This window comes from Chromatiaceae bacterium (assembly GCA_016714645.1).
Taxonomy (GTDB): domain Bacteria; phylum Pseudomonadota; class Gammaproteobacteria; order Chromatiales; family Chromatiaceae; genus M0108.
Map to the genome: position 1 here is coordinate 753,510 of JADKCI010000002.1, position 16,732 is coordinate 770,241.

Consider the following 16,732-nt stretch of genomic DNA (forward strand, 5'->3'; position numbering starts at 1 on the left):
GGCGATGGGGACTAGTAACTCGGCGGCCTTCCTACTCCGGCAAGGTCACGGAGGTCACGAAGCCATCGGGTTTGACCGCCAGGAGGGCGCAGGTGAGCTGGCCGAGGATGGCCTCGGCGGTGTTGCCAATGATGAAGCCGGGGATGCCCGTGCGGCCCACCGTGCCCATGATCACCAGATCGAACTTGAGCCGCTCCGACAGGGCCGGGATGGCCCCGGCGGCGCTGCCGCGCGGCAGGTGGAGACGGGGCGCCAGGTAGTCGAAGGCCTCGGCGCCGATCCAGCCCTTCAACTGGTGGGTCAGGCGCTCCAAGCCCTCTTGATGGCGGAGTTGCTCGGTGCCGACATAGCTGGCGATCTGGCTGGCATCGCTCTCGTCGCTCCAGAGGCGCATCATGTCCGGCGACAGGGGCTCCCAACTGTGGACCAGGTGCAGGTCGGCGAAGTCGGACAGGGCCAGGGAACTGGCCAGCCCCAGAATTTTCCGGTTGATGGCATCGCTGTCCGGATCGGGACGCCAGGGGTCGAAATCCACCGCCGCCAGGATGCGCCGATAATTGTCCTTGTCACGCGGGGACATGATCCAGACGGGACAGGGAGACTTGCGCAACAGTTGCATGTCGGTGCCGCTCAGGAAGCGGTCCAGGATGCCCGTGTCGGGGCTCGCCAGCTTGATGACCAGGTCCCGCCCCTGGGCCAGCACATCACGAATGATTTCCAGGAAGGGGGTGCCGAGGCGGACCTGGACACTGATGGCGAGGCGCTTCCGGTAGGGGGCGGCCAGGGCCTCCATGTCCTCGGACATGCGCTGGAGGACCTTGGCGTACAGGGCATCCAGGGTGCGGCTCCCCTCCAGGATCCCCGCCCTGGGGGGCTCGATGATGTGCAGCAAGGTCAGCCGGGCCTGGTTGTTTTCCGCCAGGGAGACGGCGCGGGCCATGGAGGCGGCTTCATCCAGCTTGGGCTCGGCGATGTAAAGGATGTTCTTGAAGCGCTTCATTTCATCTCTCCCATGGTGATCGCGGTCAGGTCGGGTTGCCTGCCCAGGAGCCGCTCGGCCGCCTCCCGCGCGGTGTTGGCATAGAATATGAGATTCTGATCGACGCCTTGTTCCCGAAAGAGGTCGGTGTCCTAATGGTTGGCGGTGGCAATGGCTATTCAGCCTTTGTAACCATTTGGCGCGAGGAATGCAAAAGCAGGGGGAACCCTTCTGGCCAGGCCAGGGGGAGAGGTTGCCGGATACGCCGGGCTTGCAATCCAAAGGTGGGGCTTCTTATACTGGCCACTCCGCAGCGGGTGTAGTTCAATGGTAGAACAGAAGCTTCCCAAGCTTCTAGCGTGGGTTCGATTCCCATCACCCGCTCCAAATTTAATGAAATTACACTGATATTTCAATCAGTTAGTTTCAAAGAAATCCCCGAAAACCAGCCAGTGTGATACAACGGTGTGTTACACAAGGCCATGGTTCCTTCATATATTTACCGGAATCGTTGTGGTATTTACTGCTATCAACGCCGGACTCCTGAACTTCTTCTCCAGGCAGATCCATCTTTGCCAGTGCTCATCCGGTGGTCACTTGGCACGCCTGTAAAAAAAGATGCCTTAGGAATTGCGAGGAAATATACGGTAATGTTTGATGCCCTTGCTAAAAGATATTTTGATAATCCTGAAAATTATGCGGAAGCACTTGAATTGTATGAAAGATATTACACTGCTTGTAAAAAATATAAAACATATGAGGAAATGGAGCAACACTTCTTCGAAGCCACGTTGGATAGGACAGGGAATGAGCCGCAACTATTGGAGAAAACCATTAGATATATAACCGCAAGAAAAATAGAGCTATATGGCACGGCTGGTTATAGCAAAAAAAGAGATATCCTGCCTGAGGAGTATTTTGAACTATTAGATCAAATGCGGAGACACTTGCTTGACCACAATAAACCCAAAATTAACTCCATAAAATTAACAACAGCATTTGAAGTATTTGTTAATCATAAACAGGTTAACTGGAAAAATAACAGTGATTCAGAACGGACCTATCGTCAAGATATATTTCCCACCTTTTTAGAGTTACTCGGAGATTTAGAAACATCTGAAATTGATAAAAGCCATATTGTGAAATATAAAAATTTAGTATTAAAATTACCTGTAAATAGACGAAAGATGCCTGAGTATAAAGCATTAAGTGCTTTGGATATATTGGATTTAGGAATACCTGCTGATAAACAGATTTCGAATCGAACAAAAGTCAAGTATCTAAATCTACTGTCGTCCTTTCTAACGTGGATGAGTTTGAATGGATACTCACAAGGAGGGCTTAATGAACCACTAAAAAATGTGATCAAAATTACCCAATTACCAAGCGAGGATAGAGAACCTTATAAAGAAGAAGATCTAAAGAAGTTATTTTGCAGTAAACAATATACTCAAGGAAAACACAAACTAAGGAGTCATTTTTGGGTGCCATTGATTGGTTTGTTTACAGGAGCGAGGCAAAATGAAATATGTCAGCTATATGCTTCTGACGTATACCAAGAAAAAAATTCTGGTATTTGGGTCTTTGATATTAACGAATTAAATTCAAGTGTCACAAGAAAATCGCTAAAAAGACCATATCATGCTCGTCAAGTGCCAATCCATCCTATTTTAATTAAGGAATTAAAATTTCTTGAGTTTGTAGAATCCATGAAGAGTGATCAGTATGACAGGCTGTTTCCGGAATTGCCTTATGATGAAGAAAATAAATATGGGGATCAATTAGGTCGTTGGTTTAATAGAACATATATCAATACTCGAAATTGCAACATTACAACCGCCAAAACTTCTTTCCATTCACTAAGGCATACTGTAATAAATTATCTTGTTCGAATAGTTGGATGCAACGAAAATGAAATTTCTCATATGATGGGGCAAACTCCAACCGGTAATGAAGGGGCTACAAGATATGTAAAGTCAGCATCATTAACCGAGAAAAAGAAGTGGATTGATGGCTTGAAATTTGAAAATATAATAGATTTCTCGGATATTAGACCATGGAAATATCATTTATTTGCGAAGAAATAGCAGAAATTGCTAAATTTGTCTCGCAAATTAAATGCTATCCTTGAACTTAAATGGTTTCTACGCTACCGCCTGACAGGCACGACTAACGCTGGCAGTCGATATACCAAAGTGATTAGCCGTTACTCGAATGCTGGCTTTATGTTCCTTTCTCCAGGTTAAGACTTCCTGTCCATTGATAGTTTTCGTGCGCCCCAAGTGTTTTCCCTCTGCTCGTGCTCTGAGGATACCGGCAAGTTGACGTTCTTTAATTACGCTCCTTTCAAGTTCCGCTACCGCCGCTAACATCGTGAGCATCAACTTACCAGCAGGATTTGATAAATCGAAACCTTCTCTGATAGATATTACCGAGACCCCCTTATCCTGTAGTTTCTGAACAGTATGCAAAACGTCGATGGTAGAACGTCCCAGCCGATCTATTGCCGAGACAACAACCACATCATTTTCTCTGGCATAGGATAGAAGCGCACTCATAGCCGGTCTGGATGCTGCTGGTATAGACCCAGAAACTCCTTCCTCTACGAACCACTTTACAACTTGAAAACGATTTTGAATTTGTAGACGTTGATTTTCTGTAGTTTGATCATCTGTAGAAACCCGAATATAGGCCAGCACGGTATTCAAAATAAGTGGTCCTCCCTCAAAATGTCCACTTACAATTTTATATATCTATCAGAATAATTTCAACAAATATGATGCATTTTGTAACTATTTTGAGATAGGCAATTTGCTACAGGTTTTCTCTATCAGAAGGAGAACCTTTTGTAACAGGCCAGGGGATGATAAGGGGCTCTATAGGGGGACTCTCCTGGTCGTGTGGTAAGCCTGTATGGGACCTGGGGAGGAACCTGGGAGGAACCTGGAAGGAGAGAACCTGCTATCCCCTTACTGGTTAACCGGAAGCCTCAGAGACGGTCCTATAGCCTGCTGGAACGGTGCAAGACTCCTCGATAAATTCTTGACCCTCTTGAAAATATTATTTGATATTGTTTTGGCCTATAAATAGTCTTGGTTAGGCGCATCTTTTGAAAATTTATTTGACAATAATTGAGATGATGTATATAATATTAATAGTTAGAAAGAGAGGAGGGACAACAGCAAGAAACTAAAAAAACCCAGATATTCACATCCTAAATTATTCCGGTGAATATCTCATTATTATTATCAGTGGCAAAACAATAAAATATTCCGCATTATACTCTAATTTCTATACTCTATATTATTACTTTGATTTTGATGCGGTTCGAGATTTAATTTAAGTTTATCTAATCTTACTATTAATCCCTTTTATTAATACCACTGATCTTACGATTGGTGGTATTTTTTTGCCTAAATTTTATTCAACCTAAAGAGGATATTAAAATGAACGAAGACGAATTAGATGACAGTTATAGTTTTGGTGATGATATAGACCCTGATGAAGTAAGCCCTGATGAGATTGAAAAAATGTATCAGGAATATTGGTATCAAGAAATGTGGAGAGATTACGAAAATCAATTACATGCTGATTATCCAGATTGGGTATAAGTGACAATACAGAAATGATAAATAGATATAAGTATTCAATTAACAGGAGAAGCTGATGAAAGACGTAAAAAAGAAAATGACCTTTAGAATGAAACCTCAACACATTCAATGGATAAGGGTTTGTGCTGAGATTGAGAAACGGACCCTAATATCAGTTCTCGAAGAAGCACTGGAAGATTATTTTTGTTGGCCCGGTAGTATCAAAAACGAAATACCTAATACCTAATAATTAATTTCATAACTCATTTACCTTAAAACAAAAAAGCACCTGGTAGTAGAGGTGCTTCTTAAAAAAAATATTCAGATGGAACAAAAAATTACAAATTACTGTTTATGTAGGAGAAACACTTCATGCCTAATACTATTTATACAAGCAAAAAAATTAGTTCGATAAAATTAGTGTCAGCACCTTGCGGAGCTAATAAAACCACTTCCGCTTGTGATTATATATACGCGCATCATTGTTATTCAAATCACTTATATGTAGCGCCCACTATCAAACTTCTTGAACAAACCGAACAAATGCTTAGGGATCGCAATATATATAATATTACTAAAATAACTACCGACACTCACCCTGGGAATGTCGTAAAAGAAGTAATGGAATATTTGAATAGTGCCGTAGGTGATGGACAGGTATTATTAATAACACTTAAATCATACATGGATCTCCCTTATTTTCATAATAAAAATTACTGGAGAGTAATTATCGATGAAGCTCCAGCGGCTGACTACTTCTATACTTTTGACTTAACGTATAATAATAATTACTTGGAAAATTTATTAGAAATAAGAGAGACTGTAAAATCTGGTATTGGTATATTAACAGCCAAAAACAAATCTCAAATTAAGAAACGCGTTGATTCAAAGGATGATATTGATGGTCATTTTAAGGATTTGTTTCGAAAAATTATATCCGATGATTATGATGTTTATGTTGATACGAATTCATGGAGTAAAACAATAGATGGAGTTAAGGGGCCTGGTCAAACTGAAGATCAAATTGCCAGAGTATATATCTTAGCGATGTTAAAGCCTACTAAGTTTGAAAATGCAATTATTCTGGGGGCTAATTTTGAACACTCTATTATGTTTGAGTATTTTAGAAGATTTTATAATGTGAATTATGTTGAACATGAAGGGATTAAAAGTGGTTTGAAGTTTTCGTCGCATTACTGCTCCGAAAACACTCGCTTCGCTCGTAACATTCATTATTACTATTATTTTGACAGTGGAAAATTCTCAAAAAACCTTAGAGATAAAGTAGTGTCAGATATATTACCAGAAGCAAATTATAAAGTTATAGAGTCAATTGAACAGGCGATACTAAAAGAAAAAGCATTTTCTGAAAACAAATCATTACTTTTTGAAAATAATGATTATTCCGGACTATTAGATAAACAAGGTAATTTTATTCGTGGTCAAGTAATATGTCATGGAATCAATGAATATCGTCATTTGAATCATGTAGTATTCCTTGCTGCATTAAATAGAACACCTAAGCATAGTCAAATGTTAGATACTTTAGGGTTTGATCGTCAGTTTGTTACCAGAGCCACGCAATATGAAACGATATATCAGGATATAATGAGAACTTCCTTAAGAAACTATGAAGCTACTGATGATGTTCATGTGTTTGTTCCTACCAGACAAGAAGTAGATTATCTAATTAGTATTTTTGGGCCAGCCAATACTATTAAGAAATTAGGGAGTGATGATAACAACATAAAACTTATTCCATTAACAGCCAGAGAAAAAAATTTGAGAAGTCAACATAATTCCAGAAAAAATCACTTATTTACCAAAACAAAAAATGCATCCAAAACGTTACCATCTTTCTTAACACTTAAGAACAAAAGTCATATTTTCAGTGCAGGTGTCCACCCAATTTCTTCCCAAGCGTTGATTGGCCCCGGAAGTAATCAAGTATCTCCAGAGCTAAAATACACCCTAACCTTCAATGAAAAACCTGAGGATTATGAAGCTAATATATTTGCTACACAGAATATGACACCAGTAGAGACTAATGAACTACTAAAAATCGAATCAAAAGTGCCTGCATTCAATAAAAAGGATGGGTATTTAATCACTCCTTCTGCATTTGATTTTGAAAAAAGCAACGGGTTTAGAAACTATAAAAATTTTATTCAGGCATCAATGTTGATTTTGGATTTTGATGGTGGTGACTATAGTATTACGGATTTCGAAAATCAATTTTGGAAAAACGCTAATAGGTATGATAAGTTATCGTTTACTATATGTAATTCATTTTCCAGATGCACGGCTAATCCGAACAAATTCAGAGTATTTTTGTTTTTCAAAGAACCAGCATTGACAGTAGATGAATTTAAGGCTGTTTATAGAGAAATAAAGAAAAGAATAGAGACCGTAACTAAGGATCATAAGTTAGATGAGCAAAGTGGTATTCCTACCCAACCTTTTTGGATGCCCTGTATAAATCGCGCTCATCCAGGTTACGCGTATTTTGAGAGTTATGGTGTTAATGCCAGAGAATTAGCGAGATATGGTATTCGTCCATCTGTTTACCTAATGACAAGTCAGTCAGCAGATGTTAGTTACGGGGATGGAATTGCTAATATAATTACTAATCAACATAGTGGTTATACTCAGGATGAGATTGATAGTAAACTAATACAAATCAAAGCAAGTGTTACTAATTTATCGGAAAATCGTCATAAACCATTTTTCAGAGCGGCATTGGCTATACGCGCATTGCGATTACCATTTTATCAGATTGAAATGCATTTGAAAGAAATAGAAAATACGATTGGTAAATCCCATGAAAATTGGACCAAAGGAGCACTAACTTCTATGAAAAAATATGCTTTCCGTGATTATCGTCAGTAAGTATTGAGTAAAGGCGCATATGGATTTTGCGCCTACTCTTTTTTGCTATTTATCGTTCTACCGGTAAATTCTCAAAATCCACTAACAGCAGCTTGCCCAAAAGTTGATCAAGATGTTTTAGATTCTGATATTCTCTATTGGTATGCTCATTAAAATAGCCTACCGATACATTGGTGCATTCTGGAATGATACCGATGAAATTATAGGAATCAGTAAAAATGCCAGAATTACAGGGTTGATAATTCATGTGTAGTTCTTTACTTAATGCTCTGGCAAATATATCCGAGCAACATCTTTCAGAGGATTGATGAGTAATAACATCCCTTGTCCCATGCCTATCAAAAGATATAACCTTGGTAATATTTTTCAGAAGACTCTGATTATTTCTGGCAAACTCATAGGAAGGATAACCCCCAATTTCCTCTGCTCTGGGAAATAGGTAAAGTCCAGGAATAGCCTCTTTCATCAGATGTAGGAGGATGTAGATACCCACACCGTCATCAGCTCCCAGAACCCCCTTTCCAGAAGCCACGGAAAGCGATTGCTGGCGTTTACAGAACTTGACCTGCTGCTTAGCACTACTGCTATGCACAGTATCAGTATGGGCTGTGTAGAGCGTGGTAGGACTATCCCCCAGCATCAGCCATCGATTACCAAAACGATCTTCCTGAATACCCGGAACCGAATCAATGAATCTTGAAATAAACTCCTTTTCACTTTTCGAGAATGCTGGTCTTTTGTATTCCAACATAGCAATTAACTGATCAACATCAAGATATGAAAAGGTTTTAGTAATCTCCGGATATTTGATAGTCCAACATTCTGGCATATATATCAAAGTAAGCCAATTGACGATTATAAGGATTCACTGATTTCTTGAAGTTAGTATAATCGATATTATTGACTTCAATCGCTATGGCTTCGGCTACTAATTTTCGTGGTAAGTAGGCGCTATATTTATAATCAGATCCCAAATTCGTTATAATATCTGCTTCTGGAAATACGTATTCAATATCCGCAGCAATACGCCCACGAACTAATAATAAATCTGGTTGATCCGGTGCTGATACGATTGAGAGAAATGAATGAGTTAAAAAAATCCACATAATTATTACCCGAGTAATTTGATTAGTTAAGTCTATGAGAATATTCCCCGCTTATCATGGCAATTTGATCAGAGGCAGTAGTATCCCCAACAATAATATTTAGAATGTAGGGATAGAATACTTCCAGTAGATCAAAGGATGAATAGAACAAGTAGTCCAGAGCTTTGTCATTAACTCCTTTCGAAGTAAATTTGACAAAGTCCTGAAGACGAATCTGATTATCATTCAAGATTACAAAAATACAATTGACTCTACTACTATTGATGTAATTCAGTAGATAAAGAACTTCATAAATTTTTTCCTTGGGTGGTGAGATGGGCGAATACAGAAACAGTTTGATACAGTGACTATCAGGATATATTTCACAAAAAATATTAAAAACGGTATTACCAATCTTGAAATCCATGGCCGCCAAGTAACTATTATCCATCTCATCCTTATTTAACGAGTAGCTCCAGTTTTTCTTCTCAAAATATTCTTGAATTTGTTGCAGAATCATGATTTTCTCCGGTTTATTTTTGATAATTCTGATGCAAAAGCTGACGCATAGCTGACGCAAAAATATCCACACCATGCAAATATGTTCTTTGAATGGAGTTAAAAGTTGTTTTTGAATCAGGGTTGGTATGTTATCAGATTGGATTTGATAACATCAAGAAGAAATACTGATTATTTTTCGAAATACTGAAAACTGGGGTGAGGTTGGGAAGATAGCGGTTGTGTAGCGGATTTAGGAAAGTTGGGGAGGGGTAAAATTGGCGTCTCAAAGAAAAGCCAGCACTCACAATGCTGGCTCTTTTGTCAATATGCCTCAAGTTATAGCATACAGTAGCTGATTACTCTTCTCGTAGATTACCAGCCGCCCAACCACCATCCGTAGACATATTAATACCCTCTCCACCGCTAACACTACTTGCATACCCGGACGCATTATTATATCTGCCACCACTTATGGACGAAAATCTTCCGCTTGCGATGTTCACTTCTCCACCACTGATACTGCTATGCTCGCCAGTAGCATTATTCTCTACGCCACCACACACACTACCTACACCACCGCTTGCAATATTTCCCCCTCCTCCACTTACAATGCTTGCTCCACCACTTGCGATATTCCATTGCCCCCCACTCACAGTGCTTGCATGGCCGCTTGCGGTGTTAATTGTTCCACCACTTATGGACGAAAATATTCCGCTAGCATTATTATCTGATCCCCCCAGAACTGAAGACTCATTTCCAATGGCCTTATTACCACTTCCACCGACAATGATCGCAGAATCTCCAAAGGTTTCATTACCAACCCCACCCAGAACACCAGCATTTTCACCACTGGCTATGTTGCCAACGCCACCCAGAATATTGAACCCCCCATTGCTAACATTCCTGCTTCCACCGAGTATAGAACCATACTGAGTGTATTCATTTCCTACTCCTGTAACGATATTATGGGAACCTGATCTTTGATTTTTTCCCCAAACATTTGGGTATACGCAATCGTTTTCATTTATGTATTGCCCGTCAGAGCAATAAGTTCTGGTGTCATGTGGTTCATTGTAACCAACTATCAAGTTTCCAGTTCCATTACGAAGGAAGGTATCTCCCATTCCATTTACTATTTGCACATTAACACCAGTAAATAATACGGTATTATTGTCCGCATCATAATCAAGAACCTCGCCAAGACCAGCAATAATGTCTAAATCATGCTCCTGAACTTGAGTTCTCAATTCATCTAATTGATTAGTAAGTGAAGAATTAGAATTTTCCAAGGAAGCTATTCTTGAATTCAAGGTGTCAATAGTGGACTCTAAGGAAGATAATCTATTTTCCCAAGTGGGATCAGGAAGCCCTTGAGGACCCATTGGACCCTGTTCACCCGTTGCCCCGATAGGACCTGTTTCACCCTGAATGCCTTGCGGACCTACCAATGATATATTTGCGCCAGGCCAACCAGTAGAATTTTTTGGGCCATACATTTTGTTCTGCGCAGTATCAATATAAAAATCCCCAATACTACCGATTGATGATATTGGGGGAGTAGTTCCATTATGAATCGTATTGCCAAGGGTCCCTAATTGCTTCCACCATAAGGGTTGTTGATCAGGTTTTTTACTTTTATTGGGAGCTGTAAGGCTGTTTTTTTGAGAATAGTATATTGCTTTTTTATAAATAACAACATTACCTACAGGATAGGTAGTAGTCGCAATCCAGTCACCAACATAGTTCATATTTGCGGCATTTGCTAAAGATGCAACAAATAGCAGAAACGAAGCCATCAGTGTGCATGTAATTTTTTTGTGCATCTTATTCTCCCCTTGGATATTGAAGTTCGGTAGTTACGTATGCTTTATTAGCACATTTCCCGTAAAAACAAAACCTCAAAAATAATACATATATAAATACGACATTTCTCTTATTTTTAATAATTATTATTGGAATTTATTATGATTGTTTCATGACCTCGGATACTTGTTTGGGCATCAGTTGGTCCTTGAGGGATTGTTACTGCTGATCCCATAACACACTTAAAAGCACCCCCACCCACCAAAATTATTCCCAATTCCTCTTTCATTTTTCCCTGATTCCCCCTAAAATTCATCGCCCCAGAAGTCAACCAAGACTTTCCCAGGAACACTAACTGACAAGGACATAAGTCACTAATACCTCGAAATCATTATGTCCATTCCATTTTATGAAGATTTATTCCTTCCAGTTCTACAAATAATTTATGCCACAGATAAGCAAATAGTTACAATCACTAAATTAGTTGACAAGATAGCGTCTCATTCTCATTTATTTGTAAAAGATAATACGGAGTTGAGTCTTTATCAACAAAAATGCAAACTGAAAGAGACCCTGGGTATAGCAGAATATTACTTGTTTAAGGCTGGCCTGCTTTATTACTCTGAAGACTGGAAAATGGGATTGACCGAAACAGCTTTGCAAATTCTCAAAAACCCACCCCTCAAAATAGATCATGAGTTTCTGTTTCAATTTCAGGAAAATAAAGTTTGGGGGTTGGCATTTCTAAAATTTAAGAATTTCGTTGATTCATTACCAGAAACGATAACAAGTAAAGTATTTGAAGAAATTCACGAAAGTCATTTTAGGGAAATTTCGGTGTTAAAGTTAGGAGAACCGAAAGATAAGAAACAAATTAGAGGTTTTGATGTGGATTCGCGCTATCTTTTAGGTTTTATTCTAACTTCGAGAAACAAAAGAATTTATGATGAACCGTTTATTCAAAGTTTTTACCCTTATGGTATGAAGCGACTGACTGCTATCGAACATGAAATAGCCGAGAAGCAAAAATTGGAAAATGAAACATAAAGTGATTGTTTTATTAGTGCATCTTACGCCAATCCCAAGGAGGAATTGGGTTTTTATCCACCCACAAGCCGATTTCGCTATTCTTTGCCTTTACTTCCGCATCTTCATAAAGTTTTTTGAGAAAGTTAAAACATAATGTTAGTTTTAGGGTTTAGAGCACTTGTAATAAGTTTTATCAACCGGAACAAATTTATTATCCCGGAATAGAAAACTCCGTTCACGACAATCACTTATATTTTTAGGGGCATTTAATAATTTATATTGAACAATAAGTAAGTTGCTCGATGGTTTATGTTCCATATCTATTACATACTGATATCCGTCTTTTGTATTAGAGTCTTCACCGGCGTTAAACATATCAAGGGCAGAAATAGGTTTTCCATTAGTTATATCATCCATTTTAAAAAACCTGCATCCAGTGCCACATCCTTCACTGGTGATAAGATATTTTCCACCAAAATTTGGTCCGATCTCCCAATACAATTTTGTTCCAAAGCCGTTAATTCTGAAAGTGCCCTTAGAGTCACTTTTCATATTTTCTGGTGCGACATATTTCCCTTTGTAAATCTCTGCGGGATAATTATCAAATTTGTGTCCACCTAACGCCTCGGTTAAAGCTGATATTGTATCGGTGAGTTTGCTGTATCTGATTTGTTCGTTATAAGAATCATTTCTATTTTCAGAATTTGTAAGAGTGGCTTTTGAAAAAACACAGTTATTTATTGTTGGAATACCAAAAGCGACATCGTAAATCTCGCCCTTAAATTTAACATTTTCCTCTTTATTCAAACTGGCGGCAGCATTTTTGTCTTCTGTTGTGCATTGTATTATTGACCCATTAACATTGAGGCGGACTATAAAGATAGATCCAGTTCCCAAAAAATCCGCTTTAATATTTTCTACCCGCCCCGTGCCTTGGATTCCTTGTCCCCTATACTGCTGGTGAAATCTTGCTTCATTAGCATTGTAGACTGATATCATGTCTACAATATACTGATCCGCTGCCAATAAATCAGTTGCAATAAAACAAAGAATAATTAGAAAATATTTCATGGTTTTTCTCTTGAAAGGGTTGTGTTTTATAAAATCAATTGCGAGGTAATGTGATTTTGTTATTTTTTACTCATATCCATCATCTCTGCGATATCAATGACCATTGACATTGCGGCAATTTCCCTACAATATGCATCATGTTTTTTAAGTTCCAGCCCCCTATTGTTATTTGAATATCTACATGCCCAACTACCGGTAGGGTCGTTTGGTGTTAAAACGGCAATATTAGGAGAATCTGAACGAATCGCATGGCGTATATATTTTGTTTCGATAGCATTTGGGCAGGGCGCTGTAACCGTTGCTGAGCATTTACCATTTTCATACATTCGATCCGTTGTCGGTCTTTGTGATTTTAGATTTTTAATCGCATCTTCTCTGCAAATAGATTCACCAGTTGACATTGTTGAAACATAACTGCATCTCCTTTGTTTTTCTCTGTAACTTTCTTGGGTAACAGTGGTGTTTTTCGAAGAACCGCCTGAATTTAGTATATTGCTAATATTGTTATCTGACAATTTGATTTCATTTAGTTCGCCGGTCCAAGGTTGAATTTTTACTAATCTTTTGGCATCGGAATATATGAAGTTTGTGCGAGCAGAGTGTTTATCGATTGGCTTGATATTATTGTCATCTACAGGTCCACTATCTGCCATTATGTAATCTGGCCTTCCATGCTCCTCAACAAATTTTTTAATATGTCTGGATGCATTCACTTCAAGTTGCAATAAGTGATTACCAGAAGGAGGGGTGTTGTGTGTTTCGTCAACTACAAACCATTTGCCCTCATACTTATTTAGATTCCAACCCAGTTCACCTGCCGCACATCCTGTAAGTGTGAATATAACAATAATAGCAATTACAATGGATTTGTTAATCATAAAAGGATCATGCACTCGGTAAATACAGGCTGCTTGGCATTGGTTCCGGTTCCGGTTCCGGTTCCGGTTCCGGTTCTGATGTCTAATTCTCAGTTTTTATCATTTAATGCTTTCCTCCGATGTTAAGTCCTCAAAATATTTCGACAAGGATGCATGAATAATTGACAACTCATTTCGTGATAATTCTAATTCTCTTTTTATGGCTTCGTGATTGGAATTCACTCCTGTATTTGTTTTTACAATATGTTGACAAATATTATCCATTCTCTTATTGGCCAGTTCCATGTTTTCATTGATTGCTACAAATGTAGAAATTAAACCAACGATGATGACGTATATTAAAGACATCAACAAAACTAAAAATATGGCCTTCTCATTTGTTGCATAAGTCATAATGTTAGCAAGTTGTTCATTCCCAGTAATTGAGATTACAAATCCGCCTACGCTATCGTGATCTTTTAAGATTATCTAACCTCCGCCCATCCATTTGCAGTCTTACAAGCGGTAGTTCTGCCCTGTATGGTTTTGCCGTCTTTCTCTGCTATTTGTTCTATATTTCTGCATTGCTGTCCTTTATCATTTATATATATGTCACCGGGTATTACGTATCCCGTAGTTTTTTTTGCTTGCCAAGGAATTTTCTGTCCTGGGGGTGCGGGTGATGGTGATGGTTGAGGTGCGGATTTATTTTGTTTATTAGACGAATTCTTTTCAGGCTCATCCATCTTATCTTTAATTAGTTTAGCCATCTCCTGAGCAGAGTTATTACTGGGGTCTATGTATCGAGCTGATTTCAAGTATTCCTGAGCTGAATTATATTTTTTTTGTTTTATTTCGGCGTCTACAAGTGATAAATATTTATTTGATATTTGTCGTCTTGCCTTTTTTTCGATCTCCTGCTTGCTTAATATCTCATCAAACCACATGCACTTTTCTTCGTTTCCCATTTTAGAAATTATAATATTCATTGTGTCAAGTGCATGAACATTATTGTCCCCAGTAGTAAGGGCATTGCGCTTTATACAGTCCTCAAACTTTCTCGTATTCCTTAATGCCTATATTGCAGTTTAATGCTTCTTTCGGATTTTCTTCTTTTTCGATTTCCTGAAGCGGTAAATTTGTGTTACCAATATTGGATGAATTTGGTTCTGAAGATATTCCACCGGCAAAGCCATTCACTATATATCTTCGAATAGCAGATTCGGTGCCATCCATATACGTTAACTTAACAGCAATTGAGGTTGTAGTATCAGGAACATCCATGCTTATCCTGTCATTAAGTTCTCGGGGAATGCTGAATATATCATCTTTATTGCAAGGACCAAGATCATAAGTTGAACCTAAAGGCCCATCATTCAATCCATAATGAACGCTTTTAATGGCGCACCTATTTGTAATTAAATGGCCAATAAACATTTTTTTTCCTCCCCCCATGGTTTCCTTCAAACCAACCCAACTGGAGTCAGTTATTTCAAGAATGTTTTTTTGCATATTAACAAGTTCTTTATCGGGATCAAAAGGTATTTGGTAAACTTCAGATTGCTCACCTCTTTTATCCTTCCATGTTACATAAATAATGGTTTCCTCTTGACTTGCTGGCAATGAAAATTCCGTTTTAGGTTTGCGCTTTCTGGTTTCCTGATCATATTCTTTGGTTAGGCCAGCATCAATAAAATTTCCATTTTCTCCTATTCGATAGCCAAATTGAGTGGCTGGCTCTGGTAACGATACCATCACATCAAATCCATCACCATTCCTACCACTAAAATTTGAAAATGACGCTATAGGATTTGAGTCATTGTCATTCGATTGCCCATTATCTAATTCCGGCAAATGGTTTTTATCTATCCCTTTTTCCAGAACTTCGATTTTTCCTAATGATGAGATGTTATTATTTGGTGATGCCAAATACAAATCGCCAATTACCTGATCATAATACGCGGGAATTTGAACATGATCTGCTTTTGCAGCCAGATTTTTAACCTTAACTTGAGTATTTTTGGCAATCTGAATCATTGATAAACTGGTGTTATTAAGTTCATTCAACAGTGTCCTTGTAAATATAGAATTTGGGTCTTTATCATAGTCGCTTAATCTGTCTAAGGCAGCTTGGCCTTGACCAGCAGAAAACAAAACAAACATTCCTTCTGCTGGATCGATTCGAGTCAGACCCCTGCTTTGTCCAATTGACCGCTTTCCATCTAAAGCAAAGGGATTGTCTCGGCAAGCATCTAATATCATGATTACTGTTTTTGCACCTTTTTGGCGTAGTCGATCAGAAATGCTGCTAACCGCAAATGAAGAATCCTTTACAATACTTTCTTCTGAAGGCCCCACTTTTGGAACGTCAACTGGAAGTAAATAATTTGTTCCATCTACGGCAAAGCCATGGCCAGCAAAATAAAAAATTATTTTATCCCCGACGCTGATTTTTCTTTCCAATTCTGTTAATGATCGGCTCATGCCCTTGTAACTAACATTCTGCGTGGTAACAACTTCAAAACCTAATTCTGCCAACTTGTTTGAAATTGAATTAGCGTCATTAACGGCTTTTTGTAACTTTGGGACTTCTTCGTAATTATTGTTTCCAATTACAAGCGCCAAACTACTTGAGCCATTTGCATTTAACATAAAGCAAGATAGATATATGCTTGCCACGATGGTTTTGTGAAATACTGTCATTTTTATTTTCATGGGTTGCTCTCTAATAATTGCTGTAAATATATTGTATTTGCAACCGAGCATTCCAGAAACACAATATAAAAACCCGCACTTGCACCCTTACTAAACCACATTTCCCGTAAAAACAAAACCTCAAAAATAATACATATATAAATACGACATTTCTCTTATTTTTAATAATTATTATTGGAATTTATTATGATTGTTTCATGACCTCGGATACTT

The 16,732-nt window shown here is 38.7% G+C and carries 14 protein-coding genes and 1 tRNA gene; 5 read left to right on the plus strand and 10 right to left on the minus strand.

Annotated elements, in window-relative coordinates; translation table 11 throughout:
* Positions 1 to 31: 31 nt before the first annotated feature.
* The gene (locus tag IPN92_10435) at positions 32 to 1,000 is read right to left on the minus strand and encodes a universal stress protein (protein ID MBK8638672.1); all 969 of its coding nucleotides are present in this window, start codon (positions 998 to 1,000) and stop codon (positions 32 to 34) included.
* 292 nt (positions 1,001 to 1,292) lie between these two features.
* Between IPN92_10435 and IPN92_10440 the strand changes: the two genes are divergently transcribed.
* Positions 1,293 to 1,366 (plus strand) — tRNA-Gly (locus IPN92_10440).
* Positions 1,367 to 1,446: 80 nt separating this feature from the next.
* Positions 1,447 to 3,066, plus strand: coding sequence for a hypothetical protein (locus IPN92_10445; GenBank protein ID MBK8638673.1), 1,620 nt, complete (start codon positions 1,447 to 1,449; stop codon positions 3,064 to 3,066).
* Positions 3,067 to 3,123: 57 nt separating this feature from the next.
* On the opposite strand, the gene IPN92_10450 is transcribed toward IPN92_10445, so the two are convergent.
* Positions 3,124 to 3,687 carry a recombinase family protein gene (locus tag IPN92_10450; protein ID MBK8638674.1) on the minus strand — a complete coding sequence of 188 codons (564 nt, stop codon included), beginning with the start codon at positions 3,685 to 3,687 and terminating at the stop codon, positions 3,124 to 3,126.
* Between the two features lie 738 nt (positions 3,688 to 4,425).
* Here IPN92_10450 and IPN92_10455 point away from each other — a divergent pair.
* Together IPN92_10455 and IPN92_10460 are read left to right on the plus strand one after the other, a co-directional pair.
* Positions 4,426 to 4,590 carry a hypothetical protein gene (locus tag IPN92_10455; protein ID MBK8638675.1) on the plus strand — a complete coding sequence of 55 codons (165 nt, stop codon included), beginning with the start codon at positions 4,426 to 4,428 and terminating at the stop codon, positions 4,588 to 4,590.
* Positions 4,591 to 4,941: 351 nt separating this feature from the next.
* Positions 4,942 to 7,458 (plus strand): DEAD/DEAH box helicase family protein, encoded by a 2,517-nt coding sequence (locus IPN92_10460; protein MBK8638676.1) that lies wholly within the window; start codon positions 4,942 to 4,944, stop codon positions 7,456 to 7,458.
* Positions 7,459 to 7,507: 49 nt separating this feature from the next.
* Here the strand turns inward: IPN92_10460 and IPN92_10465 are convergent, their stop codons facing one another.
* The 4 genes from IPN92_10465 to IPN92_10480 all read right to left on the minus strand — a co-directional run bounded on the left by IPN92_10465 (position 7,508) and on the right by IPN92_10480 (position 10,867).
* Positions 7,508 to 8,209, minus strand: a complete 702-nt coding sequence (locus IPN92_10465) for a hypothetical protein (protein MBK8638677.1) — start codon at positions 8,207 to 8,209, stop codon at positions 7,508 to 7,510.
* A 37-nt stretch (positions 8,210 to 8,246) separates the two neighbouring features.
* Complete coding sequence (locus IPN92_10470; protein ID MBK8638678.1) at positions 8,247 to 8,564, minus strand: hypothetical protein; 318 nt, start codon at positions 8,562 to 8,564, stop codon at positions 8,247 to 8,249.
* A 22-nt stretch (positions 8,565 to 8,586) separates the two neighbouring features.
* Positions 8,587 to 9,063, minus strand: coding sequence for a YbjN domain-containing protein (locus tag IPN92_10475; protein ID MBK8638679.1), 477 nt, complete (start codon positions 9,061 to 9,063; stop codon positions 8,587 to 8,589).
* A 337-nt stretch (positions 9,064 to 9,400) separates the two neighbouring features.
* Positions 9,401 to 10,867, minus strand: a complete 1,467-nt coding sequence (locus IPN92_10480) for a hypothetical protein (GenBank protein ID MBK8638680.1) — start codon at positions 10,865 to 10,867, stop codon at positions 9,401 to 9,403.
* A 373-nt stretch (positions 10,868 to 11,240) separates the two neighbouring features.
* Here IPN92_10480 and IPN92_10485 point away from each other — a divergent pair, with 373 nt between their 5' ends.
* Positions 11,241 to 11,894, plus strand: coding sequence for a hypothetical protein (locus IPN92_10485; GenBank protein ID MBK8638681.1), 654 nt, complete (start codon positions 11,241 to 11,243; stop codon positions 11,892 to 11,894).
* A 144-nt stretch (positions 11,895 to 12,038) separates the two neighbouring features.
* Here IPN92_10485 and IPN92_10490 read toward each other — a convergent pair whose 3' ends face one another.
* The 4 genes from IPN92_10490 to IPN92_10505 all read right to left on the minus strand — a co-directional run bounded on the left by IPN92_10490 (position 12,039) and on the right by IPN92_10505 (position 16,519).
* Positions 12,039 to 12,947, minus strand: a complete 909-nt coding sequence (locus tag IPN92_10490) for a hypothetical protein (protein ID MBK8638682.1) — start codon at positions 12,945 to 12,947, stop codon at positions 12,039 to 12,041.
* A 59-nt stretch (positions 12,948 to 13,006) separates the two neighbouring features.
* The gene (locus IPN92_10495) at positions 13,007 to 13,825 is read right to left on the minus strand and encodes a hypothetical protein (protein MBK8638683.1); all 819 of its coding nucleotides are present in this window, start codon (positions 13,823 to 13,825) and stop codon (positions 13,007 to 13,009) included.
* Positions 13,826 to 14,289: 464 nt separating this feature from the next.
* Entirely contained in the window at positions 14,290 to 14,751 is a 462-nt protein-coding gene (locus IPN92_10500; protein MBK8638684.1) for a hypothetical protein, read from the minus strand.
* Between the two features lie 103 nt (positions 14,752 to 14,854).
* Entirely contained in the window at positions 14,855 to 16,519 is a 1,665-nt protein-coding gene (locus IPN92_10505) for a caspase family protein (protein MBK8638685.1), read from the minus strand.
* Positions 16,520 to 16,732 lie beyond the last annotated feature (213 nt).